Raw genomic sequence first — 24,993 nt, forward strand, 5'->3', positions numbered from 1 at the left:
AATTATTTCCCTACTTTTAATATTTCTATCTCAAAAATAAGATCTGAGCTTGGAGGTATTGGTCCTGCTCCTCTTTTACCATACCCTAAATAATCTGGTATAAATAAACGAGCTTTCTCTCCTTCTCTCATCATTTTAACTCCCTCTTTCCAACCTGCAATCATTCCCATTGCATCAATAGTAAAAGTAAATGGAGCTCCTTTATCAATTGTTGAATCTATCTTCTTTCCTTCAGCTGTATATAATGTATAGTTTACCGTTGTTGCCTGTGCTGGATTCACTTTTTTACCTTTTCCTTCTTGAATTTGTAAGAATCGTAAACCTGAATCTGTTTTCGTAGCCTTAGATATTCCCATTTTCTCCTGAAATTTCTTTTTCAACTCCTCCAACTTCTTTTGTCTTTCTTTCTCTTTTTCTTCTACATTTAACAACTCTTCTTCAAAAACTTTAGCAGCATCAAATTTCTTTGCTTCTTTACCTATTCTTATAATATGGATATGTTCTATTCTATCATTTTGCTGAATACTATCAACCACCATTTGCCCTGATGTAACCTTTCCAAAAATAGAATGTTTACCATCTAACCAAGGAGTAGCTTTGTGTGTAATAAAAAACTGACTCGAGTTTGTTTTAGGCCCAGAATTTGCCATTGACAATACCCCTGGAGCATCATGTTTATACAATAACCTACCTATGGAATCACTAGGAAACTCATCTGCAAATGCATATCCTGCATTTCCTCTACCTGTTCCTAAAGGATCTCCTCCCTGAATCATAAAATCTTTGATAACTCTATGAAACTTAGTTCCGTCATAAAACTTGGTACCTTTTAGCGAATCGGTCATTTTCGGATGTGTTCCTTCTGCTAAAGACACAAAATTAGCTACAGTCATAGGAACATCTTTTGCGTATAGTTTTAATAAAATGTCGCCTCTACTGGTTTTAACATCTGCATAAATTCCATTGTCTAAATCTGGATATTTAGCCGCCTTACATGCAGAAAATAAGATGGCAAAAACGATAAGGGTTTTTAAATACTTCATAATAAATAGTATATAGTAATTGGTTAACTAAAAAAACGAGTTCAAAAAATGAACTCGTTTTTTATTTTTTCTTAATAGAATTATTTTACTTCCAATAACTCCACTTCAAAGACTAATGCTGAAAATGGCTTGATTTTTTCTCCTCTCTTCTGCGCTCCATATGCCAACTCTTGAGGAATAAAAAATTTGTATTTTGATCCTGGTTTCATTAACTGTAAACCTTCTGTCCAACCTTTAATTACTTGGCCTACTCCAAATTCTGCTGGTTGTTTTCTTTCTACAGAGCTATCAAATACTTGACCATCTATGGTTGTTCCATGGTAATGAACCTTTACTCTTGAATTTGCCTTAGGTGTTTCTCCTTTACCTTCTTTTAAAACAACATACTGCAATCCACTATCGGTTGTTATTACCCCTTCCTTAGCTTTGTTCTCAGCTAAAAACTTTTCATTTTCTTTTTTATAATCTCCGAACTCTTTTTCAGCTTTGACAGCAGCCTCTTCTTGTTGCTTCTTAAATTTTTCTTCTTGTTGCTTTCTAAAGTATCCACTTATTACTTTACTAAGATCTTTTCCTTCTATCAGTAGGTTTGTAGAATCAATACCGCTCTTGTATCCTTGAATTAATAATTCTGAATTTAATTCATTAAAGTTCGTCTTTAATTTATTAGCCATATCCAAACCAATTGCATAACTTACGGAATCTATTTCATTAGTTAAAGATTTCTTGGTTACTGCACCTTCTTTCCCGCAAGACACCACAGCTAATGCTAAGGCAACACCTGCTAATACTTTAGTTACTTTCATTTTTTTATATTTGATTTTATATCTATTAACGTTACTGTACTTTTTATCGTTTTGTTCATTCCTATTCTATTTTCATCCCCTACTACACCAAAAGCTCTATAAGAAGGAATCACAAATGTAATGGTTTCTCCTTTTTTCATCAACTTTATTCCATCTTGTAATGCAGGAATAAAATCTTCCTTATCTATTTTATACTCTTTCTCTCCTAATTCTTCTTCTGAATAAATAACTTCATTGTCCAAGCCTTTTATATTATACCTGATTATTACTACATCTTCAGGTTTTGGCTTCGGCGCTTCTTCTATTTTTTTAACATTATAAGTGTACCAAAAACCGCTCGCTGATTTCTGATAATTCTCTAGCGTATCTTTTTCTATTTCTTTTTTTATGATCCTATTTTCGAACTTAACAAGTCGCTTTTTTTGCTCAATAACTTCTTTATAAAAGTTAGTAGTCGTATGTTTTTTAGGTCTTCTTGCTACTGATTCTTGGCAGGAGCAAACAAAAAAGCTTATTAGTATGCCACTTAATAATATATTAAACCTCATAAGACATTTCTAATTCTCGTTGGTATTTCGGCAATAGCTCCTCAAAACGATGAACCGTTTCTTCCATTGACATTTCAGATCTACCTCCTGCTGCATTATCATGCCCTCCTCCGTCAAAATGATTACGTGCAAATTTATTTACTGAAAACACCCCTTTAGATCGGAAAGATATTTTTATTATTTTTTGCTCTTCATCTTCAATAAAAATAGCTGCAAATACAATTCCTTTTATAGACAACGCATAGTTTACAACTCCTTCTGTATCTCCTTTTTCATAACCAAATCGTTTTTTCTCTTCTTCTGTTAAAGTTATAAAAGCCGTTTTATACTCTTGCTTAATTTGCAAATTACTCAATGATTGCCCTAATAACAGTAGCCTTCCATATGAATTTGAATCATATACATTGCTATGAATACGATCATTTTTTGCTCCTTTATCTATTAAGTCAGCTATAATTTTATGCGTTTTACTAGTTGTTGAACGGAAACGAAAAGATCCTGTATCTGTCATAATACCTGTATATAAACAAGTAGCGATACCTTCATCTATCAAATTCACATCATCATTCATTTCAATAAAATTATACACCATCTGACATGTTGATGACATACTAGGATCTGAGTACATATATTTAAACTCATCTGGTTGTTGATGGTGATCTATCAATGCAAAATCATGCTCATATTTTTTTAATTTCCCTTCCATATCGCTCCCCACTCTATGCAATGCATTGAAATCTAACAAAAAAACAATATCTGATTTTGCTATTGCTTTTACACTCTGACTATTTTGACGATCAAATCTCTTTACGGTTTCTGATCCAGGTAACCAATGTAAAAAGTCGGGGTACTCATTAGGCATTACCACAGAAGTTGTATGCCCTTTCTTATTTAAATAGTGCATTAACCCTAGGGTTGCTCCAACAGCATCTCCATCTGGGTTTCTATGGCCAATGACAACTATACTCTTAGGTGTTGCTAAAAATAATTTTAGCGCATCTATGTGTTTTAAAATCATAAGTGACAAAGATACAATTCTTTTAAAAAAGAATGGTATATTTGCCGCGATTTTAAAAAACGAAAAAATTTTTATAATGGCAACAAATAGAACTTTTACAATGATTAAACCAGATGCTGTTGAAAACGGACATACTGGAGCAATCTTAGAAAAAATTAATGCTGCAGGGTTTAGAATTGTAGCAATGAAAAAAACTCAAATGACTAAAAGAGATGCTGAAACTTTTTATGCAATTCATAGTGAGCGTCCTTTCTTTGGTGAATTAGTTGAGTTCATGACTCGTGGTCCAATTATTGCCGCTATTTTAGAAAAAGACAATGCTGTTGAAGATTTCAGAACTTTAATTGGCGCTACAAACCCAGCAGAAGCTGCAGAAGGAACTATCCGTAAAATGTTTGCTACTTCTATAGGTGAAAATGCTGTTCATGGTTCTGATTCTGATGAGAATGCTGCTATTGAAGGTGCTTTCCATTTTTCAGGAAGAGAAATGTTTTAGTCTCAAAATTTAATACACAAAAAAGCTCGCTATCTTAGATGGCGAGCTTTTTGTTTTTAACTTATTTTTTTATCTCTACTCTCTGTAAACATTCACTTTCAAACTTCCATTTTAATAAAATTATTATCTTTGATAAAAACTAAGCTATATAAATTGCTATTTCCCTTCTTTTCTAATTATTTAAGAACTTAGTTTTAACTATTTTAAAATTTTATAAAAGCACCTAAAAATCTAAAGTTATGTTAGAAAGATTATTATTTAAACACTTAACTAAAAAAGGAATTACTGCATATTTCATTGGTACCCTAACCTTATTCGCTATTTTAGCTTACTACTTACTGGCAATCATAGGGTACTCTTTAGAAGAGGGTAGAACTCCTTTTTTTATTGGTATTGTTATTTTAAATATACTATGGGCTGGAATTTGCCTTGTTTTTTGGAAAAAACCAACAAAAGAAACCAAATAAGACACATCTTCCCTTTAAAAACGCTCCTTCTTATTTTCAATCATATGTAAATAATATACGAACCACTAATTTATCAAATATGAAAAAAACATTCACCTTACTTTTTTTTCTTTTACTAGGAAAATTAACTGCTCAAATAGCACTTCCTAAAACAATTTCTAATGAAGAAAAAATCTATGGTTTGTCTAAATTTTGGAGCGAAGTAAATTACAATTTTGTCTATTTAAATAGAATTGACAAACAACGATGGGATAAACATTACCAAACATTACTCTCAGAAGTTCAAACTACTGAAAATGATTACGAATATTATCGTTTACTTCAAAAATTTTGCGCTGAATTAAAAGATGGCCATACAAATGTTTGGTTACCAAAAAATATTAGGCAACTTATTTTAAATGCTGAATTTGGTGATTATCGGTTTTATTTAAAAAATATTGATGGAAAAGCTGTGATTTCTAAAATCAATCTAAGTAAAAAAGAAGAAATCCCCATTGGTAGTGAAATCATCGAAATCAATGGCATCCCTACTCAAAAATACCTCAATATTCATGTAAAACCTTACATCGCTACTTCAACTTCTCATATCCTAGAAAACACTGCTGTTTCAGAACTGCTAAAAGCACCCATAGGCACTACTTATCTATTAAAAATTAAAAAACCTAATCAAGAAACTATTACTCTTCGCCTTTCACTAAAAAAGACTCTCGAAGAAAAAACCTACCCTCCTTCTAAGAAAAAAGCAGTAGTAGATTTCAAATGTCTAGAAAACCAAATTGCATATCTTGGACTTAACGATTTCAGCGACCCGAAAACCAGCTCTATTTTTATCAAAAAATTACCAGAAATAAGGCAAGCTAAAAAATTAATTATTGATCTAAGAAATAATTTTGGAGGGAATACAGATATCGGTACTTCTGTTTTAAAATATCTTACTTACGACAACCAACTACAAAGCTCAAAATCATCTAGTAGGTTACACATACCAACTTTTAAAGCTTGGGGACTTATTTATAACCTAAAAGCTAAAGATACTCTTCAAGGCTCTGGAGAAAACAGGAAAATGATCCGCCAAGCTTATTTGACAACTCAAAATAGCTTTTTCCATGAGTTTCCTTATGCAACGATAGAAAATCATCTTAAAAAATCAGAACGTATTGTTATCCCTATTGCCATTTTAATAGGAAATTATACTGCCTCAGCTGCAGAAGATTTTCTTATTGCAGCTAACAATCAAAAACATATAACAACCATAGGAGAACCTACATATGGGAGTACTGGGCAACCTATGCTATTTAACTTACCAGGAGGTGCAACTGCAAGAATCTGCACCAAAAAAGACACCTTTCCTAATGGGCAAGAATTTGTAGGTTTTGGTATTCAACCTGACATATTCGTAAAGAAATCTTATCAAGACTACCTAAATAATACTGACCCTGTACTACAAAAGGCTATCCAATATCTTAACAAAGGTAAATAATAATCTATAAAATAAGGCGCGAGTTGAATAACTCGCACCTTATTTTATTACTTAGCAATCAATTCTCTACCATAAAAAATTATTACAATTCTTTTAGTCAATTGAATTTAGAAAACAACTTGACTACGCCAACATTAACCGTTTTATCAATTCTTCTCCCATCTCTTCATTCATCATTTTTATAATCTTATCCTTGCCATAATTTAACTCTTCTCTTAATACAGAAGAAGACAAACGAACTATTAATGTTTTATTTTGCAACTGAACACTTGTCGTATAAGAAGCCACACCAGCTCCCATTAGTTTTTCCCAAGCTTCCTCAATATGTATTTTTTGCATTCCTTTACCCAAATTATTCTCTTTGATAAAGGCTTCCATTAAATCTTTAATAATATTCGATTCATTCTCTCTTTTTGCCACTTGATTTACTTTATAGTTTAAATATTTGATATTTCTTATTGCTCTGTTTCAATACATTTTCTGTTCGATCAAAATGAGTGTCCGTTACAAAAATTTGTCCAAACTCATCATTATTTACTAAATTAATTATATGAGAAACTCTATGTTCGTCTAGTTTATCAAAAATATCATCAAGCAATAAAATAGGAACTACTTTAGATTGCTTCTTTATAAACTCAAATTGTGCCAACTTTAAAGCTATTAAATACGATTTTTGCTGCCCTTGAGATCCAAATTTTTTAATCGGATACCCATCTATCTCAAAACTTAAATCATCTTTATGAATCCCTGACGAAGTATATTGCAACACCTTATCTTTCTCTAAACTCTGAAGTAGTAAATTTTCCAAATTCCTATCGTGCATTTGGCTCTTATACGTCAGATTTACGCTTTCTTTTTCTCCTGATACAATTTGATGCTTCTCATTAAAAATAGGAACAAAATCTACTAAAAATTCTTTTCTCTTTTCATAAATTTTTGTACCATACTCTACTAATTGCTCATCATATACCTTTAAGTTCAAAGCATCAAAAGTTCTATTTGCTGCAAAATACTTTAGCAGTGCATTTCGCTGACTCACAACTTTATTATAAGAAAGCAAACTATTCAAATAGCTCTTATCTTGCTGAGAAATAACCCCATCTATAAATTTTCTACGAGTACTACTACCTTCTACAATTAGATCTCTATCTGCTGGAGAAATAATCACCAAAGGCAATTGCCCTATATGTTCTGAAAATTTATCATAAACTTTTCCATTTCGTTTTAATATTTTCTTTTGCCCTTTTTTTAAGCTGCATAAAATTTTTTCTTGACGATCATTCAATAAGTAATCCCCTTCTATTACAAAAAAAAACTCCCCATGTTTTATGTTTTGACCAGCAATTGCGTTAAAATAACTTTTAGCAAAGGATAAATAATAAATAGCATCTAAAACATTCGTTTTACCAACACCATTGCTTCCTACAAAGCAGTTTATCTTTTCCTGAAACTCAAATGACTGAGAGCTGATATTCTTAAAATTGACTAGTGAGATTTTTTGTAAATACATATACTTTCTAAGCTGCAAAAAACGGATCGCAAATTATTGAAAATTTACGAATTATACGCTTTTAAAATCCAATTAAAAAAACTATTTTTGCCGCTACTAATTTTTAATCAATTATGGCAACATACAAGAAAAGAGGATATAAACCTAAGAAAGAAAAGGTTGTACAAGAAGATATAGAAGAAACATTTGATGAAACACAAAGCACAACAGCTGAGGTATTTAATACATTAGATGATACTGCTAATAAATCTGAACAATGGATTGAAAAAAATAGTAAATATTTATTTTTTGGGTTGATTGCCGTAGCAGGCGCTATATTAATTTCTTTAGCCTACACTAAATTTGTTGCGGAACCTTCAGAAAGAGAAGCTTCTAACGAATTAGCTTATCCTAGAAATTATTTTGACCAAGCTACTACTTCCGCAGGAGTTGCTGCAGATTCATTATTAAACTTAGGTTTAAACGGATACGGTGGTAAATATGGTTTTATAGATATTGCTAGTAAATTTAACGGTACCAAAGCTGGAAATTTGGCAAACTATTATGCGGGTATTTCTTATTTAAAAATGAAAAAATACGAGCAAGCTATTGAGTATTTAAGTAACTTTAGTTCTGATGATGAACTATTGGGGCCTACTGCTTTGGGAGCTATCGGTGATGCTTTTGCTGATATCAACCAATTGGATGATGCTTTAAGTTACTATGAAAAAGCTGCTCACAAGAAAATAAACAACTATACAACTCCTTTATTCTTGTTTAAAGCAGGACAAATAGCAATGACTTTAAAGGAATATCGTAAAGCAGACAAGTTATTCACAGAAATAAAAGATGATTTTTCTAAATCTAATCAAGGTAGAGATATAGAAAAATATATCAACAGTGCTAAATACGCAAAGTAAGCTTTTTTAAGCCGCTGAATAAGATTACTAAAAATTAAATATGGCTACAACAAATTTATCTTATTATGATAAAGCAACAATCCCAAATGCGAAACCTTTTCGATTTGGGATTGTTGTTTCTGAATGGAATCCAGAAATTACAAAAAACCTAAAACAAGGTGCTATTGACACCCTAATTGATTGCGGTACGAACACTGAAAACATCATTACTTGGGAAGTTCCTGGTAGTTTTGAACTAGTGTATGGCTGTAAAAAAATGATAGAAACTCAAAAAGTTGACGCTATCGTTGCTATTGGAAACGTTATTCAGGGAGAAACCAAACACTTCGATTTTGTTTGCGAAGGGGTAACTCAGGGTATCGTTGATCTGAATATCAAATACGACGTTCCTGTTATCTTTTGCGTTTTAACAGACAATACAAAACAGCAATCTCTTGATCGTTCTGGCGGAAAGCTAGGGAATAAAGGAATTGAATGTGCTGTAGCAGCTATTAAAATGGCAGCTATTAAAAATCAAGAGAAAAAGATTAGTACGCTAGGTTTCTAAAAGCTTTTAAAAAAGATTTAGTAGAATACTTTTAAACAATTCTTGACCACTTCTCCTTATTTCAGTAACTTTGAGCTTCTTGTTCTTTTATTTATGTTAAAATAACAAGAAGCAACTATGACTATTTCCTATGGGATTCATTAAAAGAGAAAATAAAAAATTTGAATATAAACCTCGCTATTACAAGGGAGAAGGAAATCCGTATGAGTTCAAACACAAGTTTGATGCATACAGAACTTCTGTTGGTAAAAGCAAAGGATTAAAAGGAAAATTTGTTGCAGCAATTGATGAGTTTAAAAGTTCAAAAAACGGAGGTTTTAATTCAACTATCGTGATCATAGCAGCAATTTTATGTTTAATTTTTCTGTTTATAATTGATTTTGATCTCTCTATATTTTTATCAAAAAATTAATGTCAGACATTATACAACTCCTTCCTGACCACGTTGCAAATCAAATTGCCGCTGGTGAAGTCGTTCAACGTCCTGCCTCTGTGGTAAAGGAACTATTAGAAAATGCAATTGACGCAGGTGCCAATTCCATTAAATTATTATTAAAAGATGCTGGAAAAACATTGATTCAAGTTATTGATAATGGAAAAGGAATGAGCCCAACAGACGCTCGATTATCTTTTGAACGTCATGCTACTTCCAAAATAAAAGAAGCACAAGATTTATTCAATCTAAACACTAAAGGCTTTCGAGGAGAAGCATTGGCTTCTATTGCTGCTATTGCGCATGTAACATTAAAAACTAAGCAAGAACACGAAGAACTTGGTACACAAATAAAAATAGAAGGTAGCAACATCATTTCACAAGATGTAGTTTCTACCGCTAAAGGTACTAGCATTGCTGTTAAAAATTTATTTTATAACATTCCAGCAAGACGAAATTTTTTAAAGTCTGACACCATAGAAACTCGTCATATTATAGACGAGTTCCAAAGAGTTGCTTTAGCACATCCCGATATTTCTTTCTTACTACATCATAATAATAATGAAGTATATCATTTAAAAGAAAGTAATTTACGAAAACGTATTGTAGCTATTTTTGGTGCTAAAATGAATGAAAGATTAGTTCCTATAAATGAAAATACTGATATCATAACAATTAACGGTTTTGTTGCAAAACCTGAATTTGCCAAGAAAAAACGTGGAGAACAATTTTTCTTTGTCAATAATCGTTTTATCAAAAGTTCTTACTTAAATCATGCCGTTGTAAATGCTTTTGAAGGATTGCTTGAACACAATGCGCATCCTTCTTATTTTTTATATTTAACTGTTCCTCCTGAAAGCATTGATATTAATATTCATCCAACTAAAACAGAAATAAAATTTGACAATGAAAAGGCTTTATACGCTATTTTACGAGCTACTGTAAAACATAGTTTAGGACAATATAGCGTTGCTCCTGTTTTAGATTTTAATAGAGATGCTACCTTGGATACTCCTTATGACTTTAAGGAGAAAAAAAGTGTTTCGATTCCTAAAATCACAGTAGATCCTAATTTTAATCCGTTTAACAATGAGCCGACGGCTCCAATTTCAACGAATACTAGTAGCAGTAGTCATGTAAATAAACCAAATAGTTCTTCTAAGAAAAACTACCAGCAAGAATATAAAAAAGATGCGGGAAATTGGGAAGCTTTGTACACAAGCTCCATGCCTTTTGAAATACCGAAACAAGAAGAGCTGTTTGAGTCTCAGCAAGAAACACAAACAGGAAAAACATTTCAAATTCAAAAAAAATACTTGTTAAGTTCTATTAAATCAGGAGTTGTTTTAATCAACCAATCTCTAGCACACCAACGTGTTTTATATGAAGATTTTTTAGAAAGTATTACCGTAAAAGAAGCTAGTAGCCAGCAATTATTATTTCCTGTAAGCATTTCTTTTTCTTCTTCAGATATTGAAATGATTTATAGTATCAAATCTGACTTAGAAAGTGCTGGTTTTGGTTTTGAAGAATTTACTATGGATAGCGTTGTTGTAAAAGGAATTCCTACTTCTATTACCGAAAGCCAGATTACTTTAATTTTGGAACAATTGTTAGATGATATGAAATTAGAAGTACCTGATACTAGTTTTAGTCATTTTGATGTTATGGCAAAATCATTTGCTAAATCATTAGCTATCAAAACAGGAACTGATTTAAATACTAAGGAACAAGAAAATTTAGTAAATGATTTATTTTCTTGTAAAGAACCTTCTATTTCTCCTTTTGGGAAACCTACATTTAAAACACTAACATTAAACGAAATAGATACTATTTTTAATAATTAAAAAATAACCGATGCCTAAGTTAACTGAAGCCATAAAACATTTAATTATTATCAACGCCATTTTATTTATAGCTCCTCAGCTACTAAATATGGATTTGACCAATATTTTTGCTTTGCATTTTCCTAAAAATAATCATTTTGGAATTTGGCAATATATTACGCATATGTTTATGCATGGTAGTTTTGCTCATATTTTATTTAATATGTATGCTCTTTGGGCTTTTGGAACTCCCTTAGAACATATGTGGGGACGCAATAAATTCTTGTTTTTTTACTTTTCGGCAGGCATTGGCGCCGGACTCATTTATTCTGCTGTAAATTACTACCAGTTTCATACAATCTATGAACAGCTTGTAGGATTCAACCTTTCTGCTAGCGACATTCAAAACATACTAGACTCTGGCCGTTATAATGACCAAATCATCTCACTTCCTAGAGAAAAAATGAGCGAATTTTACAGCTTATACCATACCCCTGCCGTTGGTGCCTCTGGAGCTGTTTATGGGGTACTCGTTGCCTTTGGAATGGCATTCCCTAATGCTAAATTAGCATTGATTTTTCTACCAATTCCAATTGCAGCAAAATATTTTATCCCCTTAATGATTTTAGGAGATTTATTTTTTGGTGTCACCAAGTATTCTATTGGTAATGTAGCTCATTTCGCACATATTGGGGGAGCTATTATTGGATTTATAATTGCTTGGTATTGGAAAAAAAATCAATTTAGAATGCTATAAAATCCTAGCTATTTAATTCCTTAGTAATATTTTAAGATGACCTTCTTTCAAAACATTCAATATCGTTTTAAAAATGCCAATATCGTAGAAAAATTAATCTATATAAATATTGTTATTTTCTTATTGGTCTTTTTATCAAATACGTTTGGCTTTCTATTTGAGTTGAAGCAAAATTTTCTTGTAAAATGGCTTTCATTACCAGCTAGTTTTAATGGCTTTTTAACCAAACCTTGGACACTTATATCTTATGGATTTTTACACGTTGATTTTATTCATATCTTATTTAATTTAATAGCCTTATTCTATATTGGAAATTTATTTTTAGAGTATTTCACACCTAAGCAGCTGATTAATTTTTATGTATTTGGAACAGTATTCGGCGGACTTATATTTTTATTGAGTTATAATTATTTTCCTGCTTTACTAAAAAATAATAGTACTAGTGTTTTACTAGGTGCATCAGCTGGGATTTCAGCTATTTTTATTGGAATTGCAACCTACATACCTAATTATCAATTAAAAATACGCTTTATAGGCTATGTTCATTTGTGGAAACTAGCTGCTATTTGGATCGCTTTAGATATTATTCAAATACCGATGGGAAATGCTGGCGGGCATTTAGCTCATATTGGCGGGGCATGCTTTGGCTTTTTATATGTCAGCCAAGCTAGCAACACTTCTATTGATATTTTTTCTCCTTTAAAAAATTTCTTTCAAAAGAAAGAAAAGCCTTTAAAAACCGTTTATAAATCAAAGACAGCTACTAAAAAAGCAACTACTAAAAATGAAAATCAACAACAAATAGATGCTATTTTAGATAAAATTAGTAAGTCTGGCTATGATACGCTGACTAAAGCTGAAAAGGACTTTTTATTTCGTCAAGGCAAAAATTAAATGAAAAAACTATCATTAGTTAATAAACTCTTATTCTTTATAAATTCGATCATAGCAGCCACACTACTATTTTCTTATCTATTGCCATTTGTTTCTCCAAAAACAATCCCTGCTTTTGCTGTATTTAGCTTACTAGTTCCGGTTCTTATTATTATAAACCTTATTTTTTGCATTTATTGGTTGCTTAAATTCAAAAAACAATTTATACTCTCGGGGTTAATATTAGCCATTGGGTGGTCTTTTTGCCCTCCTTTTTATAAATTTTCTAACAAAGAAATCTTACTCAATGACGATGTGAAAGTTATGAGTTATAATGTGCGAATGTTCAATCATTATAAATGGAGCGAAGATCCCACAATTGCTCAAAAAACATTCGATTTTATTACTGAAAAGGAGCCTGATATCTTAACTATACAAGAATTCTATTTATCTCGTAAAATTAGTTTCAAATACCCTTACAAATACATCAAAACAAAGTCTAAAACTAATAAATTTGGACTGGCAATCTATTCTAAATATAAAATCATCAACTCGGGGTCTTTAAATTTTAAAAAAAGTGCTAATAACGCCATTTTTGTTGATCTCTTAAAAGGGAAGGACACTATTAGAGTTTACAATCTTCATCTGGAATCGTTAAAAATTAATCCTAATAAACAGCATTTTGGAGAAAAAAATTCAGAAAAATTATTCAAACGACTTGAAGCTGGTTTTTTAAAACAAGCAGATCAGACAGCCCAGTTTCTTTCGCATCAAAAGCAGTTTAAAGGAAAAAAAATTATTTGTGGCGATTTTAATAATACCGCCTATTCTTGGGTATATAAACAAATAGCCGCCAATAAAAAAGATGCTTTTACAGAAGCTGGAAATGGCCTTGGAAAATCATTTAACTATCCATTTCCTATGCGTATTGATTTTATTTTAACAGATACTTCTATAACAGTAAATCACTTTAAAATATATCCTGTAAAATACTCTGATCACTTCCCTATTTTAGCTCGTTTAAATTGGAAGTAATACGTATATTATAAGTGTATTTGCAATGGCATCCTTTCTTTATAAGTAATAAAATATTAAAAATGAACTGAATGAGTGTTCTTTATTTCTCCAATAACAAAAGTACTATGGGCACTTCCTATATTGGCTATAATACCAAGTCTATTTAAAACAAACTCTTGATAATCTCTCATATTCTTTACCCTTACCTTCAATAAAAAATCATAATCTCCTGAAATGTTATAGCATTCTGTTATTTCTGGTAGTAATTGAATGTCTTTTACAAATTTATTTCCTATATGTTTTGTATGCTCTTTTAAAGTAACGCTACAAAAAACAATTAATCCTTTGTCTAATTTCTCTGCATCTAAAACGGCTATATACTTTTTTATAACTCCCAATTGCTCTAACTTCTTTACTCTTTCAAAAACTGGAGAAGATGATAAATTCACTTTTGCAGCAAGGTGTTTGGTAGTAATATTAGAATTGTGCTGAAGAATTCTAAGTATTTTTTTATCTACCTCGTCAAGATCGTCTATTAAAGGTGCAGGATATTTTTCTGTCATTGTTCTAATTTTTATTTTAAAAAGTAAAAATCACTAAAAAAAATCACTAAAAAAAAGTAAAAAAACCGAAATAAAACCTTTTAAAGGGATTTAGATCTATACATCATAGATTTGTACCAAAAATATAACTTAAAAAATCTATCATGAAAACTTATATTCTAGGATTTCCGCGAATTGGAAAAAAAAGAGAGCTAAAAAAGGCATTAGAATCTTACTGGAAAGGGCAAACAACTACTGAAGCCCTTCTTGCTACCGCCAAACAAATAAGAAAAGAAAACTGGCTCTTACAACAAAAGAATGGCATTGATTTTATTCCTTCTAATGATTTCTCTTTATACGATCAAATGCTTGATACTTGTTTAATGCTTGGATGTATTCCCGATCGATTTGAAGGAATCAAGAAAAATAAAAGCGAGCTTGATTTATACTTTGCTATGGCACGCGGATACCAAAGTAAAGAAGAAGACGTAATTGCTATGGAAATTACCAAATGGTTTAATACAAATTACCATTATATTGTTCCTGAGTTTAAAAAGAATCAGACATTTAACTTTTTTTCTAAAAAAGTCATCTCAGCATATAAAGAGGCTAAGGAGCTCGGTATTGAAACCAAACCTACTTTAATTGGTCCATTAACCTTTCTTCATTTAGGTAAATCCAAAGAAGCAAATTTTGATAAAATTTCATTATTAGACAATCTTTTAAGTACTTACCTATCAGTCATCAATGAACTTACCAAAGAAGGAGCTAGTATTATACAATTTGACGAGCCTTGTTTAGCACTATCAATAACCACTGAAGAAAGACAAGCTCTAAAAAAAATATATACAACAATAGCACAAGCATTTCCTAGTTTAAAAATTGCTCTTGCTAGCTATTTTAATCACTATGGTGAAAATTTAGAAGCTGTTTTAAATCTTCCTGTAAGTATCATCCATCTTGATTTAATAGAGGCTCCTTCTTTATTAGAAGATATTCTTAAGAAAAAACCGCTATCAAATAAGGTTATTTTTTCTCTTGGTCTTATTGATGGTAGAAATGTATGGAAGAATAATTTTGAGGATTCTTTATCTTTTATTGAAACTGCAAAAAAACAACTTCCTCTTGAGAATATATGGATTTCAACTTCTTGTTCTTTATTACATTCTCCCTACGATCTTGACTTAGAGCGCGAAAATAATCATATTTCTACTGACATTATGAAATGGTTGGCCTTTGCCAAGCAAAAAATTGTAGAACTTTCAAACTTAAAGAAAATTGTACTCAACAATGATACCGCTCTTTTAGAGGAAAACAAACAAGCTCATATTGAGAAAAAAAACTCTACAAAAATCCATAACCTTGAGGTAAAAGAGCGAATAAAAGCACCTTTTTATATCGAAAGAAAAAGCAGTTTTCCTTCACGAAAAAAATTACAACGAGCATCTTTAAAACTTCCTCTATTTCCTACTACTACAATAGGGTCTTTTCCGCAAACAAAAAGTGTTAGAAAATGGAGAGCTGAATATAGAAAGCAATTACTTTCTAAAGAGAAATATGAAACTTTGTTAAAAAACGAGATAAAAAAGGCTATTTCTTTTCAAGAAAAAATTGACCTTGATGTCTTAGTCCATGGAGAATTCGAAAGAAACGATATGGTTGAATATTTTGGTGAACAACTAAACGGTTTTACTTTTACAAACTTCGGGTGGGTACAAAGCTATGGCTCTCGCTGTGTAAAACCTCCTATTATTTTTGGAGATGTTTCTCGTTCAAAACCCATGACTGTAAAATGGACCGAATTTGCGCAATCACTTACTAAAAAACCAGTGAAGGGAATGCTTACAGGGCCTGTTACTATTTTACAATGGTCTTTTGTTAGAAATGATCAATCCTTGCATACCACTTGCAAACAGATAGCCTTAGCCATAAGAGATGAAGTGATTGATTTGGAAAAAGCTGGAATTAAGGTTATACAAATAGATGAACCTGCTATAAGAGAAGGGCTTCCTCTTAAAAAAGCTGATTGGAATACTTATTTAAAATGGGCTATTGAATGTTTTAAAATAGCTGCATCAGGAGTTCAAGATAGCACTCAAATACATACGCATATGTGCTACTCTGAATTTAATGATATTATTGAGCATATTGCCAATATGGATGCTGATGTAATTACTATTGAAACCTCTCGATCTCATATGGAGCTACTAGATGCTTTTGTAAAATTCAAATACCCAAATGAAATTGGACCAGGAGTTTATGACATTCATTCCCCTAGGGTTCCTTGTTCAACAGAAATTGAAACATTATTACATAAAGCATTAGAAGTTTTACCTCATGAAAACGTTTGGGTAAATCCTGACTGCGGGTTAAAAACAAGGAGTTGGACGGAAACGGAGCTTGCTCTAAAGGAATTGGTTAAGGTTTCTAAAAAATTAAGAAATACCATTACTTGCACGGCAAAATAGTTATTATCTGCATCATACAAAAAACAACTCTTTAGCATTCTGAACTCAAAATCAGTTTTCTAAAGAGTTATTCTTTTTAACCCGTTTTAGATTTAGTAAATCAATTGGATTTATTCCTACCCCTTCTACATTTTTACGCGTAAATCGGATCACTTCATCGTAGTATAAAGGAATTACGGGAGCTTCTTGTATAAGAATACTATCCATTTGTTGGTATAAACGGTAGCGCTTTTCTTCGTTTACTTCCTTGATTGACTTTTCGTATAACGCGTCATACATTGTATGCTTAAAATGGGTATAATTAGGTCCATTAGGAGTAAAATTTTTGCTATAAAACAAAGACACATAATTCTCTGCATCAGGATAATCTGCTATCCAACTCGCTCTAAAAACAGGAAGTTTTCCATTTGCTTTTCCTTGACGTAATGTAGAAGGCGGAATAACATCTACCTTCACCTCTAATCCTATTTTTTGCAGCTCTCGTTGCATATATTCACAAATATCCAAATAACTACTATTGGTTGTTATTACTATTTTAGGATTTGAATCTCCTGTTTGTTGCCTATACCTTTTAACAAGCTCTTTTGCTTTTTGAGGTTGGTAAGTGTACCCCTTTTGATGATTAAAAGAAGGAAGCCCTTGAGGAATGAATCCGTTTATTGCTGGAGTTCCGATACCATTTCGTAAAAATTTAACCATTTTTTTACGATCAAAACCATAATTAATAGCTTGCCTGATTAGTTTTGACTGCGTTGGTACCGTTTTGTCTCCCTCTAAATAAATCCCCAAATATTCCGTATTCAAATACGCCCCTGTTTGCATATTTACCAAAGCTTTGTATTTACTTTTCAAACTTCCATCCGTATTTAAAATATCATCTTTATAAGAAGCGTCTAAGCTTTTCATAAAGTCTATATTTCCTTGAATAAATTGTAAAAACTCACTTTGTTTATCTGGCAAGAAACTAATTGCAATCGCTTCCATATAAGGCAACTTATTTCCTTGAGAATCCTTTTCATGGTATTCTAAATTTTTACGCAATACCAATTTGGTATTCTCTACCCATAATTTAAATTGAAACGGTCCTGTTCCAATAGGATTTGCACGAAATTGATCTCCAAAATAGCTAATTGCTTCCTTAGGAACCACGGAGCAATACTTCATTGCTAACAACCCTAAAAATGGCGGAAAAGGCTGCTTTAATTGGATCGAAAAAACGGAATCATTTTCTGCTTTAAAACTACTTACATTCTGCAATACCCAACCTCCAGGAGAAGCTACCTTTTTATCTAGTAACCTTTTAAATGAATAGTCAAAGTCTTCTGCTTTTACCAATCTTGTTGAATCTTTTCCAAATAACACATGCTTATGAAACTGTATTCCTTTTTTTAATGTAAAAGAATAATGCTTCCCATTTTCAGAAATTGTCCAACTTTTAGCTATATCCGGTTGTATATGCAAACTATCATCTAATTGCACCAATCCATTAAATAATTGATTTACCGCCCAAATATTACGTTGATCTTTTGCAAAAGCAGGATCTAAAGAGGTTATATTAGCATGCTCATTATACCGAAAAACCATATTTTCATTGCGTTCTGGCTTCTTTGTTATACAAGAAAAAAAGAAAAAACTCAATAATAACAACTTGATAAATAGCACTCCACTATCTTTTCTATTTTTTAAAAAAAACATAAAAACAATCCATCTAGATAACTTAATAAAAGAAACGAACAACCTCACCTTTACTCTTTTTCTGTAAGTAATTTTACCGATTTTATTTCAAGAACATCTATCACATCGTCGTGCTTTTTATGAAGCCCTTGTCGCAAAATTTTACTTTTTCGGGCCACTAACGTTGCCATTACTGGAACATATGGCGCTTTTTCATTCTTTGTTTTTTCTTGATATAATTTTGTTAAGCTTCCTTCTTTCAAATCATTTACCCAATATACTTTTGATGATCCTAAAGGTTCAAAAACAGCTACTTCCTCACCAATCGTAAGGTATCCTTTGATAGGAGTTTTTGAGAAGAGAACCTCTTTATCAGACATTTTCATTAATTCATACCTATTTGCTAGGCTTGAAGTGTCCTTTTTTCCTTTTTTATTCAAAAGGAACAACCTACTTTCTCCAACTTGATACATAAGAGTATCTTTTTTAGAATTTAAAATAATACGCCCCCCATCTTTTGTAAAATAAAAAGTGCCTTCATCATTAAAATACCCTTGCTCTGACCCTACGTAAAAATCTGATTTTACATATGTTTTATCGGTTTTAAGTTTTACTGTACTAAGAATTCCAGGGCAGCTCGCACAAGGCAATAATCCCTTATAAACCCCATTCCAATCCAATGCAAGTTCAGCTGTATGCTCCTCTACTGCTTCTATTGCTGGTTTTTTGTACTCTTTTGCATTATTCTCCTCCTTTTTATTTTTACAACTTGATAAAGCAAAAGCTATTAGTATTAAAATATATATGTTTTTCATTACTCTAAAATTAAACGATGATAACTTGTTATTTCTTTTTGCCAAAGTTCGCTAATTTTATTCAAAAGCCACCTATAAAACAATATGCTTAATTTGTTCGTACTCATTTTCTATAAATTCATTTTTTTAATTAGTATCCTTCCTAATTTACTAAACAAAACCAAAACCTTAGAAATTTCACTTTTACCCTATCTTTTTTGAAGCGTATGGTAATTACTTTGGATGAAAAAAGGATAAAAACAGCACTGAAAAACAGCTTTTTTTGGCAAAATGGAAAGGTTTAAACGAGTTCATTATTTAGAATATTGTAAATTTGCCAATTCAAACTAATTTAAAAGGGTTTGAAATAAATATGATGTACGAACATACTGAATTTTTGGAAGTTTTTTAATTAATTCTCCTCTTTTTCAATAATGTAATTTTAGAATGAATACAGATAAAAAAGTAGCTTTTTACACATTAGGTTGCAAGTTAAACTTCTCAGAAACCTCTACCATTGCAAGAAACTTTGTAAATGAAGGATTTGAGCGTGTTGCGTTTGAAGAAAAAGCTGATGTATATGTAATTAATACCTGCTCAGTAACGGACAATGCTGATAAACGATTTAAATCTATTGTAAAGTCAGCTTTACAAAAGAATGATGATGCTTTTGTAATTGGAGTAGGTTGCTATGCGCAATTAAAACCAGAAGAATTAGCGGCTGTTGACGGTGTTGACTTGGTATTAGGAGCTACTGAAAAATTTAATGTCACAAGTTATATCAATGATTTAACCAAAAATGATATTGGTGAGGTACATTCTTGTGAAATTGAAGAAGCTGATTTTTATGTAGGTTCTTATTCTATTGGCGATAGAACTCGTGCTTTTTTAAAAGTGCAAGATGGATGTGATTATAAATGCACTTATTGTACCATACCATTAGCCCGCGGCATTTCTAGAAGTGATACATTGAGCAATGTATTGAAAAATGCCAAAGAAATTTCTACCAAAGGAATTAAAGAAATTGTTTTAACAGGAGTTAATATTGGTGATTACGGTAAAGGGGAATTTGGAAATAAAAAACATGAGCATACATTTTTAGAGCTTGTAAAAGAACTTGATAAAATTGATGGCATCCACCGATTACGCATTTCATCCATAGAACCGAACTTATTAAAAGATGAAACTATTGATTTTGTTTCCAAATCAACTGCTTTTGTTCCTCACTTCCATATCCCTTTACAGTCTGGAAGCGATACTTTATTAAAAAAAATGAAACGTCGTTATTTACGTAAAGTATATACAAATAGGGTTCATAAAATCAAAGAAGTAATGTCTGATGCTTGTATTGGTGTAGATGTTATTGTTGGCTTTCCTGGTGAAACAGATGAGCTATTCTTAGAAACTTATAACTACTTAAGTGAAATGGATATTTCTTATTTACATGTTTTCACATACTCTGAAAGACCTAATACAGAAGCTATTGAAATGGAAGGGGTTGTTCCTAAAAAGGTTAGAGCAAAACGCAGTAAAATGCTACGAGGTCTTTCGGTAAAAAAGAGAAGAGCTTTTTATGAAAGTCAACTAGGTAATACTTTAACTGTGCTATTTGAAAGCGAAAACAAAGAAGGATATATCCATGGTTTTACAGAAAATTATGTAAAAGTAAAAACGCCTTGGAATCCTGCGCTTATAAATACATTGCATACGGTAACCTTAACTAAAATTGATGAAGACGGTATTGTTCGCTTTAATTTTGTAAAAAACACGGCAATTGCTTAATTTGGCATATAATTTGAAAAACATATTACTTACCCCTTTTTTAAACAATAATCTTATGAAACACATTACTTTTTTAACCCTTCTTATCATTTCTTTCAGTTGTGTTTCCTCTAAGAAAACTACAACAGAAGAGCGTAATATGAATAATAATATCACTACAACAAAAATTATCAGAGGTGAGCTCATTGCCGTTGTAAAAAATCCTAAGAAAATGGATGAAGCCAAACAATTAATTACCAATAGTGGTTTAATTTGGGATTCACTTCTTTCTGATCAAGAAGATTTAGCAATTGTGTTGATTAAAGTACCAGTAGAAAAACATGACTTTTGGATAACGCGCTTGATACAGTCAAATACTTTTTTAAGTGTTGAATCCAATGCTCCAATGCTCGCTAAAAATATTATCGAAAAAGCTAAAAACACGCTAATCAGCCTTCAAAAGTTACCTTGCTATGGAAAATGCCCTACTTACAACCTAACTATTTATAACGATGGAAAAGCGGTTTATAATGGTCTTGAAAATGTAGCTATAAAAGGAGAGAAAACATTTCAATTAACAACAAAACAGCTTAAAGAACTTACTAAGAAAATTACTCAAAAACCGTTTACTAGTTACCAAGATAGTTATGACAATCCTCGTATTGCTGATTTATCAACTACCCTTATTTCACATGGAGGAAAACAAATTCAAGTTCGTTTATGGAACGAGGTTCCTGATGATTTAGTAGCTATTTATGAATATTTAGAAATGATCGCATTAGATAAAAAAATGTATGAATAACTCCAATAAAATTCCAGTTTATTGCGTTCCTGGTTTAGCAGCCAATTCAAAAATTTTTGAATTTATTTCTTTACCTAAAGATACATTTGAAATGTATTATTTAGAATGGCTCATTCCGTTACATATAGAAGAAACTCTCAGTGATTATGCGCTACGCATGTGCGCGCTTATTCAACATGAAAACCCTATTTTGATAGGAGTTTCTTTTGGAGGAATTTTAGTGCAAGAAATGAGTAAACTTATAAAAACTCAAAAAGTCATTATTATTTCTAGCATAAAGAATAATCAAGAATTCCCTAAACAATTAAAACTTATAAAATCTACAGGAGCTTATAAATTATTCCCCACTAAAATAGTAGCACATATAGAAGATTATGAAAAATATTTTTTGGGTGGTTTTTTAAAAAAGAGAGCTGAAATGTATAAAATTTACCTTTCTGTTAGAGATCCTCTTTATTTACATTGGTCTATTTACAATGTGCTACATTGGAATCAGAAAGAATCCTTGCCCAACATCATACATATTCACGGAACAAACGATCATGTTTTCCCTTTAAAATATATTAATAATGCTATAGAAATAGAAAAAGGAACCCATGCTATGATTTTAATAAAAGCCAAAAACATTTCTAAAATTATTCAAGAGGCTTTAACTTGTTAATCAAACTTCCTTTTTTTATTTTTAGTAACTCTAATTTTTTTCTGTTATGAGCAAAACACTTGCACGCCTTTTATCATTAGTCTCTTTTTTAGCAATTGCTTTTTTATTTACGAATGCTATGGGTATTTCCAACATTCAACTTATAAAAAATGTTAGCGATAAATATGAAATAAGAGCCGTTAAAATACCTACTTATTTAGAATTAGCTAGTGAAAGAGTTCCTATAGAGCGAGCAAATATTAAGGAACGTATAGATCGGGAATTACTCGTAAATACCTATTGGCAATCAAATGGATTGCTAATGATAAAACGCTCTTATAAATATTTTCCTATTATTGAACCTTTATTAGCAAAGTATGGATTGCCAGATGATTTCAAGTATTTATGCGTAGCAGAAAGTGGTTTACAAAACAACAGATCTCCTGCTGGTGCCGCTGGCTTCTGGCATTTTTTAAAGCAAACAGGAAGAGAGTACGGTTTGGAAGTTAATAAAAATGTTGACGAACGCTACCATTTAGAAAAAGCTACCAAAGTAGCTGCGGCATATTTAAAAAGAGCAAAAGAAAAATTTGGTTCTTGGACATTGGCAGCAGCGGCATATAATGCAGGTAGTGGGCGTATTTCTCAACGTTTAAAAGAACAAAAGGTTAATGATTATTATGATTTATTATTAAATGACGAAACTTCTCGCTATGTTTTTAGAATACTGGCTTTAAAAGAAATTTTAACCAACCCTGAAAAATATGGCTTTGTTTACGATCAAGAAGACTTGTATCGTCCTACTAAAACCTATACGGTTAAAATTGATACTGCTATTACAGATATTGCTTCTTTTGCTAATAAGTTTGGCGTTACATATAAGCAATTAAAATTAGTGAACCCCTGGTTACGAGAAACCAAGTTAAATAATAAATCGAGAAAAGTATATCAAATTAAAATTCCTATTATATAATAGGATTTTTTTTACCTATTAAAATTTCAAGTTACCTTAAAAGAAAGTAAACCTATCTTTTTTATTCCAACCATAAGCATTGAAACGCATCCTTTATTTTAGTTATTTCAACGAATAAATGACATTATACAGTCCGTATAACTCGGCCTACTATACCTGATTCTAACTGTACCTTTATACCATGTGGATGACTGGGTGATTTTGTTAAAATTTTACCCACAACTCCCCTCGTGAGCTCCCCTGTTCTTTGATGCTGCTTTTGAACTATTTGAACCTCTTTTCCTATTTTTATATTTTTTCTATATTTTCCGTCACTCATTTTATACTCTTTTGCTTGGTATTAGGCTACAAGGAAAAAAAATTCACTAACCTAAGTTATAAAAAATAAGAAAGCCCATCAAAATTTGATAGGCTTTTCTCATTAAAAAATTAAATAGTAATATTATATTATAATACTCTTACGTTTACCGCGTTTAATCCTTTTTTTCCTTCTTGTAAATCAAATTCAACTGCATCGTTCTCACGAACCTCATCTACTAAACCTGACACGTGTACAAAATGTTCTTTGTTTGTTCCTTCTTCTGTTATAAATCCGAATCCTTTTGATTCATTGAAGAATTTTACTGTACCTTTATTCATTATAAAAAATTATGTGCTGCCAATTTAATTATTAACAACGTTTATTGCTGCGAAGGTAACCTATTTTTTCTTAGTATTCCGTAATTTATTAGCTTTCTTTTATATATATGTTTATGGTTCCTTTAAACAGAAACAAAAGTTTTCTTATTTCTAATAAATAAAAAGAAAACAAACAAGTTTATACTAAAAACGTCTATTTACAATTGCAAATAGACGTTTTTCAAGCTTTTCAGAAAATATTTTTTTATTAATTGAATTCTGTATTCATTTTTAAGTAATCTAAAAACTCTCTTTTAGTTTCCTTGTCTTTAAATTTACCTCCAAATTCAGCAGTTACCGTACTACTTTCAATATCTTTGATTCCTCTTGAATTAACACATAAATGCTTTGCGTCTATAACACAAGCAACATCTTCTGTACCTAATGCTTCTTGCATAGCTTGTACTACTTGCATGGTTAATCGTTCTTGCACCTGAGGTCTTTTAGAAAAGTACTCTACAATTCTATTCATTTTTGACAATCCTATTACTTTTCCATTAGAAATATAAGCTACGTGAGCTCTTCCTACAATAGGTAATAAATGGTGTTCACACGTGGAGTAAACTACAATATTTTTCTCCACTAACATTTCTCCATAATTATAGTTATTGTCAAAAGTAGATGCTTTAGGCTTGTTTTCAGGATTCAATCCCATAAAAATTTCATTAACAAAAGCCTTTGCAACTCTTCTTGGAGTTCCTTTCATGCTATCATCTGTTAAATCCATACCAAGCGTTTCTAAAATATCTTTTACAGATTCTTGGATTTTTTCTATCTTTTCCGAGTCAGAAATATCAAAAGCATCAGGTCGTAAAGGCGTTTTAGCCGATGTACTCACATGGTTCTCTCCTATTTCGTCTATTCTTTCGTCATTCATTTTGTTGTTGTTCACTTCAAACATTTCTTTCTTATTATTAAGGCACAAATTTACAACATTGTTA

General features: G+C 31.3%; 27 protein-coding genes. 15 read left to right on the forward strand and 12 right to left on the reverse strand.

Features of this window, described 5'->3' with window-relative positions; genetic code table 11:
* Positions 1-2 precede the first annotated feature (2 nt).
* The 4 genes from MARIT_RS10495 to MARIT_RS10510 all read right to left on the reverse strand — a co-directional run bounded on the left by MARIT_RS10495 (position 3) and on the right by MARIT_RS10510 (position 3,415).
* On the reverse strand, positions 3-1,043 hold the full coding sequence (locus MARIT_RS10495) for a peptidylprolyl isomerase (protein WP_024740993.1): 1,041 nt from the start codon (positions 1,041-1,043) through the stop codon (positions 3-5).
* 80 nt (positions 1,044-1,123) lie between these two features.
* Positions 1,124-1,849, reverse strand: coding sequence for an FKBP-type peptidyl-prolyl cis-trans isomerase (locus MARIT_RS10500; RefSeq protein WP_100211490.1), 726 nt, complete (start codon positions 1,847-1,849; stop codon positions 1,124-1,126).
* Positions 1,846-2,397, reverse strand: a complete 552-nt coding sequence (gene gldI / locus MARIT_RS10505) for a gliding motility-associated peptidyl-prolyl isomerase GldI (protein ID WP_100211491.1) — start codon at positions 2,395-2,397, stop codon at positions 1,846-1,848. The genes MARIT_RS10500 and gldI overlap by 4 nt, the downstream gene beginning before the upstream one ends.
* Positions 2,387-3,415: a DHH family phosphoesterase gene (locus tag MARIT_RS10510; protein ID WP_024740996.1), complete on the reverse strand. Its 1,029-nt coding sequence runs from the start codon at positions 3,413-3,415 to the stop codon at positions 2,387-2,389. The genes gldI and MARIT_RS10510 overlap by 11 nt, the downstream gene beginning before the upstream one ends.
* A 76-nt stretch (positions 3,416-3,491) precedes the next feature.
* Between MARIT_RS10510 and MARIT_RS10515 the strand changes: the two genes are divergently transcribed.
* The 3 genes from MARIT_RS10515 to MARIT_RS10525 all read left to right on the forward strand — a co-directional run bounded on the left by MARIT_RS10515 (position 3,492) and on the right by MARIT_RS10525 (position 5,858).
* Positions 3,492-3,911: a nucleoside-diphosphate kinase gene (locus MARIT_RS10515; protein WP_024740997.1), complete on the forward strand. Its 420-nt coding sequence runs from the start codon at positions 3,492-3,494 to the stop codon at positions 3,909-3,911.
* A gap of 239 nt (positions 3,912-4,150) precedes the next feature.
* Entirely contained in the window at positions 4,151-4,378 is a 228-nt protein-coding gene (locus MARIT_RS10520) for a hypothetical protein (RefSeq protein ID WP_024740998.1), read from the forward strand.
* 79 nt (positions 4,379-4,457) lie between these two features.
* Positions 4,458-5,858, forward strand: coding sequence for a S41 family peptidase (locus MARIT_RS10525; protein ID WP_100212032.1), 1,401 nt, complete (start codon positions 4,458-4,460; stop codon positions 5,856-5,858).
* Positions 5,859-5,981: 123 nt separating this feature from the next.
* Here the strand turns inward: MARIT_RS10525 and MARIT_RS10530 are convergent, their stop codons facing one another.
* The gene (locus MARIT_RS10530; RefSeq protein ID WP_024741000.1) at positions 5,982-6,278 is read right to left on the reverse strand and encodes a DUF721 domain-containing protein; all 297 of its coding nucleotides are present in this window, start codon (positions 6,276-6,278) and stop codon (positions 5,982-5,984) included.
* 10 nt (positions 6,279-6,288) lie between these two features.
* Complete coding sequence (gene recF, locus MARIT_RS10535) at positions 6,289-7,368, reverse strand: DNA replication/repair protein RecF (protein WP_024741001.1); 1,080 nt, start codon at positions 7,366-7,368, stop codon at positions 6,289-6,291.
* Between the two features lie 113 nt (positions 7,369-7,481).
* Here recF and MARIT_RS10540 point away from each other — a divergent pair, with 113 nt between their 5' ends.
* From MARIT_RS10540 to MARIT_RS10570, 7 genes are all read left to right on the forward strand, one after another.
* Positions 7,482-8,267 carry a tetratricopeptide repeat protein gene (locus MARIT_RS10540; protein WP_024741002.1) on the forward strand — a complete coding sequence of 262 codons (786 nt, stop codon included), beginning with the start codon at positions 7,482-7,484 and terminating at the stop codon, positions 8,265-8,267.
* 40 nt (positions 8,268-8,307) lie between these two features.
* Positions 8,308-8,814 (forward strand): 6,7-dimethyl-8-ribityllumazine synthase, encoded by a 507-nt coding sequence (ribH, locus tag MARIT_RS10545; RefSeq protein ID WP_024741003.1) that lies wholly within the window; start codon positions 8,308-8,310, stop codon positions 8,812-8,814.
* A 130-nt stretch (positions 8,815-8,944) separates the two neighbouring features.
* Positions 8,945-9,226, forward strand: coding sequence for a hypothetical protein (locus MARIT_RS10550; RefSeq protein WP_024741004.1), 282 nt, complete (start codon positions 8,945-8,947; stop codon positions 9,224-9,226).
* A complete protein-coding gene (gene mutL / locus MARIT_RS10555; protein ID WP_100211492.1) occupies positions 9,226-11,094 on the forward strand; it encodes a DNA mismatch repair endonuclease MutL in 1,869 nt (622 codons plus the stop codon). The genes MARIT_RS10550 and mutL overlap by 1 nt, the downstream gene beginning before the upstream one ends.
* 10 nt (positions 11,095-11,104) lie before the next feature.
* On the forward strand, positions 11,105-11,830 hold the full coding sequence (locus tag MARIT_RS10560) for a rhomboid family intramembrane serine protease (protein ID WP_024741006.1): 726 nt from the start codon (positions 11,105-11,107) through the stop codon (positions 11,828-11,830).
* A gap of 36 nt (positions 11,831-11,866) precedes the next feature.
* Positions 11,867-12,724, forward strand: coding sequence for a rhomboid family intramembrane serine protease (locus MARIT_RS10565; protein WP_024741007.1), 858 nt, complete (start codon positions 11,867-11,869; stop codon positions 12,722-12,724).
* On the forward strand, positions 12,725-13,738 hold the full coding sequence (locus MARIT_RS10570; RefSeq protein WP_100211493.1) for an endonuclease/exonuclease/phosphatase family protein: 1,014 nt from the start codon (positions 12,725-12,727) through the stop codon (positions 13,736-13,738).
* Positions 13,739-13,794: 56 nt separating this feature from the next.
* Here the strand turns inward: MARIT_RS10570 and MARIT_RS10575 are convergent, their stop codons facing one another.
* Positions 13,795-14,256, reverse strand: coding sequence for an Lrp/AsnC family transcriptional regulator (locus tag MARIT_RS10575; RefSeq protein WP_024741009.1), 462 nt, complete (start codon positions 14,254-14,256; stop codon positions 13,795-13,797).
* Positions 14,257-14,426: 170 nt separating this feature from the next.
* On the opposite strand from MARIT_RS10575, the gene metE reads away from it, so the two are divergent.
* Positions 14,427-16,730 (forward strand): 5-methyltetrahydropteroyltriglutamate--homocysteine S-methyltransferase, encoded by a 2,304-nt coding sequence (metE, locus tag MARIT_RS10580; RefSeq protein ID WP_100211494.1) that lies wholly within the window; start codon positions 14,427-14,429, stop codon positions 16,728-16,730.
* 51 nt (positions 16,731-16,781) lie between these two features.
* Here metE and MARIT_RS10585 read toward each other — a convergent pair whose 3' ends face one another.
* On the reverse strand, positions 16,782-18,425 hold the full coding sequence (locus MARIT_RS10585) for an ABC transporter substrate-binding protein (protein ID WP_051398831.1): 1,644 nt from the start codon (positions 18,423-18,425) through the stop codon (positions 16,782-16,784).
* Between the two features lie 50 nt (positions 18,426-18,475).
* Entirely contained in the window at positions 18,476-19,219 is a 744-nt protein-coding gene (locus tag MARIT_RS10590; RefSeq protein ID WP_100211495.1) for a copper resistance protein NlpE, read from the reverse strand.
* A 426-nt stretch (positions 19,220-19,645) separates the two neighbouring features.
* Here MARIT_RS10590 and mtaB point away from each other — a divergent pair, with 426 nt between their 5' ends.
* The 4 genes from mtaB to MARIT_RS10610 are packed head-to-tail and all read left to right on the forward strand — an operon-like array spanning position 19,646 to position 23,374.
* Positions 19,646-20,980, forward strand: coding sequence for a tRNA (N(6)-L-threonylcarbamoyladenosine(37)-C(2))-methylthiotransferase MtaB (gene mtaB, locus MARIT_RS10595; protein ID WP_024741013.1), 1,335 nt, complete (start codon positions 19,646-19,648; stop codon positions 20,978-20,980).
* A gap of 55 nt (positions 20,981-21,035) precedes the next feature.
* Complete coding sequence (locus MARIT_RS10600; protein WP_157926251.1) at positions 21,036-21,761, forward strand: DUF6438 domain-containing protein; 726 nt, start codon at positions 21,036-21,038, stop codon at positions 21,759-21,761.
* Positions 21,754-22,422, forward strand: coding sequence for an alpha/beta hydrolase family protein (locus MARIT_RS10605; RefSeq protein ID WP_100211497.1), 669 nt, complete (start codon positions 21,754-21,756; stop codon positions 22,420-22,422). The genes MARIT_RS10600 and MARIT_RS10605 overlap by 8 nt, the downstream gene beginning before the upstream one ends.
* Positions 22,423-22,468: 46 nt before the next feature.
* The gene (locus MARIT_RS10610) at positions 22,469-23,374 is read left to right on the forward strand and encodes a lytic transglycosylase domain-containing protein (protein ID WP_100211498.1); all 906 of its coding nucleotides are present in this window, start codon (positions 22,469-22,471) and stop codon (positions 23,372-23,374) included.
* A gap of 124 nt (positions 23,375-23,498) precedes the next feature.
* Here the strand turns inward: MARIT_RS10610 and MARIT_RS10615 are convergent, their stop codons facing one another.
* The 3 genes from MARIT_RS10615 to folE all read right to left on the reverse strand — a co-directional run bounded on the left by MARIT_RS10615 (position 23,499) and on the right by folE (position 24,953).
* On the reverse strand, positions 23,499-23,693 hold the full coding sequence (locus MARIT_RS10615) for a YwbE family protein (RefSeq protein WP_024741017.1): 195 nt from the start codon (positions 23,691-23,693) through the stop codon (positions 23,499-23,501).
* 128 nt (positions 23,694-23,821) lie between these two features.
* Positions 23,822-24,013: a cold-shock protein gene (locus tag MARIT_RS10620; protein WP_100211499.1), complete on the reverse strand. Its 192-nt coding sequence runs from the start codon at positions 24,011-24,013 to the stop codon at positions 23,822-23,824.
* Between the two features lie 247 nt (positions 24,014-24,260).
* Entirely contained in the window at positions 24,261-24,953 is a 693-nt protein-coding gene (folE, locus tag MARIT_RS10625; protein WP_100211500.1) for a GTP cyclohydrolase I FolE, read from the reverse strand.
* Positions 24,954-24,993 lie beyond the last annotated feature (40 nt).

It is taken from the genome of Tenacibaculum maritimum NCIMB 2154, from assembly GCF_900119795.1.
In the GTDB taxonomy this organism is placed as follows: domain Bacteria; phylum Bacteroidota; class Bacteroidia; order Flavobacteriales; family Flavobacteriaceae; genus Polaribacter; species Polaribacter maritimus.

What these genes read in the sequence shown, in the direction of transcription:
- mtaB (WP_024741013.1), top strand. Translation starts at nt 19,646, where the DNA reads ATGAATACAGATAAAAAAGTAGCTTTTTACACATTAGGTTGCAAGTTA.
- MARIT_RS10590 (WP_100211495.1), bottom strand. Translation starts at nt 19,219, where the DNA reads ATGAAAAACATATATATTTTAATACTAATAGCTTTTGCTTTATCAAGT.
- metE (WP_100211494.1), top strand. Translation starts at nt 14,427, where the DNA reads ATGAAAACTTATATTCTAGGATTTCCGCGAATTGGAAAAAAAAGAGAG.
- MARIT_RS10570 (WP_100211493.1), top strand. Translation starts at nt 12,725, where the DNA reads ATGAAAAAACTATCATTAGTTAATAAACTCTTATTCTTTATAAATTCG.
- MARIT_RS10515 (WP_024740997.1), top strand. Translation starts at nt 3,492, where the DNA reads ATGGCAACAAATAGAACTTTTACAATGATTAAACCAGATGCTGTTGAA.
- MARIT_RS10520 (WP_024740998.1), top strand. Translation starts at nt 4,151, where the DNA reads ATGTTAGAAAGATTATTATTTAAACACTTAACTAAAAAAGGAATTACT.
- MARIT_RS10550 (WP_024741004.1), top strand. Translation starts at nt 8,945, where the DNA reads ATGGGATTCATTAAAAGAGAAAATAAAAAATTTGAATATAAACCTCGC.
- MARIT_RS10605 (WP_100211497.1), top strand. Translation starts at nt 21,754, where the DNA reads ATGAATAACTCCAATAAAATTCCAGTTTATTGCGTTCCTGGTTTAGCA.
- MARIT_RS10495 (WP_024740993.1), bottom strand. Translation starts at nt 1,043, where the DNA reads ATGAAGTATTTAAAAACCCTTATCGTTTTTGCCATCTTATTTTCTGCA.
- MARIT_RS10510 (WP_024740996.1), bottom strand. Translation starts at nt 3,415, where the DNA reads ATGATTTTAAAACACATAGATGCGCTAAAATTATTTTTAGCAACACCT.
- MARIT_RS10610 (WP_100211498.1), top strand. Translation starts at nt 22,469, where the DNA reads ATGAGCAAAACACTTGCACGCCTTTTATCATTAGTCTCTTTTTTAGCA.
- MARIT_RS10525 (WP_100212032.1), top strand. Translation starts at nt 4,458, where the DNA reads ATGAAAAAAACATTCACCTTACTTTTTTTTCTTTTACTAGGAAAATTA.
- MARIT_RS10585 (WP_051398831.1), bottom strand. Translation starts at nt 18,425, where the DNA reads ATGTTTTTTTTAAAAAATAGAAAAGATAGTGGAGTGCTATTTATCAAG.
- MARIT_RS10565 (WP_024741007.1), top strand. Translation starts at nt 11,867, where the DNA reads ATGACCTTCTTTCAAAACATTCAATATCGTTTTAAAAATGCCAATATC.
- MARIT_RS10500 (WP_100211490.1), bottom strand. Translation starts at nt 1,849, where the DNA reads ATGAAAGTAACTAAAGTATTAGCAGGTGTTGCCTTAGCATTAGCTGTG.
- MARIT_RS10560 (WP_024741006.1), top strand. Translation starts at nt 11,105, where the DNA reads ATGCCTAAGTTAACTGAAGCCATAAAACATTTAATTATTATCAACGCC.
- MARIT_RS10620 (WP_100211499.1), bottom strand. Translation starts at nt 24,013, where the DNA reads ATGAATAAAGGTACAGTAAAATTCTTCAATGAATCAAAAGGATTCGGA.
- ribH (WP_024741003.1), top strand. Translation starts at nt 8,308, where the DNA reads ATGGCTACAACAAATTTATCTTATTATGATAAAGCAACAATCCCAAAT.
- MARIT_RS10540 (WP_024741002.1), top strand. Translation starts at nt 7,482, where the DNA reads ATGGCAACATACAAGAAAAGAGGATATAAACCTAAGAAAGAAAAGGTT.
- MARIT_RS10600 (WP_157926251.1), top strand. Translation starts at nt 21,036, where the DNA reads ATGAAACACATTACTTTTTTAACCCTTCTTATCATTTCTTTCAGTTGT.
- recF (WP_024741001.1), bottom strand. Translation starts at nt 7,368, where the DNA reads ATGTATTTACAAAAAATCTCACTAGTCAATTTTAAGAATATCAGCTCT.
- mutL (WP_100211492.1), top strand. Translation starts at nt 9,226, where the DNA reads ATGTCAGACATTATACAACTCCTTCCTGACCACGTTGCAAATCAAATT.
- gldI (WP_100211491.1), bottom strand. Translation starts at nt 2,397, where the DNA reads ATGAGGTTTAATATATTATTAAGTGGCATACTAATAAGCTTTTTTGTT.
- folE (WP_100211500.1), bottom strand. Translation starts at nt 24,953, where the DNA reads ATGTTTGAAGTGAACAACAACAAAATGAATGACGAAAGAATAGACGAA.
- MARIT_RS10615 (WP_024741017.1), bottom strand. Translation starts at nt 23,693, where the DNA reads ATGAGTGACGGAAAATATAGAAAAAATATAAAAATAGGAAAAGAGGTT.